This is a genomic window from uncultured Streptomyces sp. (genome assembly GCF_947488945.1).
In the GTDB taxonomy this organism is placed as follows: Bacteria; Actinomycetota; Actinomycetes; order Streptomycetales; family Streptomycetaceae; genus Streptomyces.
Genome location: NZ_CANLBS010000110.1, coordinates 1 through 269, shown reverse-complemented (window position 1 = coordinate 269; position 269 = coordinate 1). Strand labels below are relative to the sequence as shown.

The window sequence follows — 269 nt, the reverse complement described above, 5'->3', positions numbered from 1 at the left end:
GGTGTGATCAAGATGGTCATGGCGATGCGGAACGGGAAGCTCCCGGCCACCCTGAACGTGGACGAGCCGTCGCCGCACATCGACTGGGAGTCCGGTCAGGTCCGCCTCCTCACGGAAGCCGAGGACTGGCCCGCGGGGGAGCGCCCGAGGCGTGCGGGTGTGTCGTCGTTCGGGATCAGCGGGACGAACGCGCACATCATTCTTGAAGAGGCGCCGGAGGCTCCGGAGGTGCCGGCAGGACCTCGTGCTGGTGGTGAGCTGCCGGCGGT

The 269-nt window shown here is 68.8% G+C and carries 1 protein-coding gene; it reads left to right on the top strand.

Annotated features, from left to right (window positions below; all coding sequences use genetic code 11):
- Window positions 1–269 (top strand): ketoacyl-synthetase C-terminal extension domain-containing protein (locus Q0994_RS34020; protein ID WP_299542618.1); only part of this gene is annotated, 269 nt, incomplete at both ends.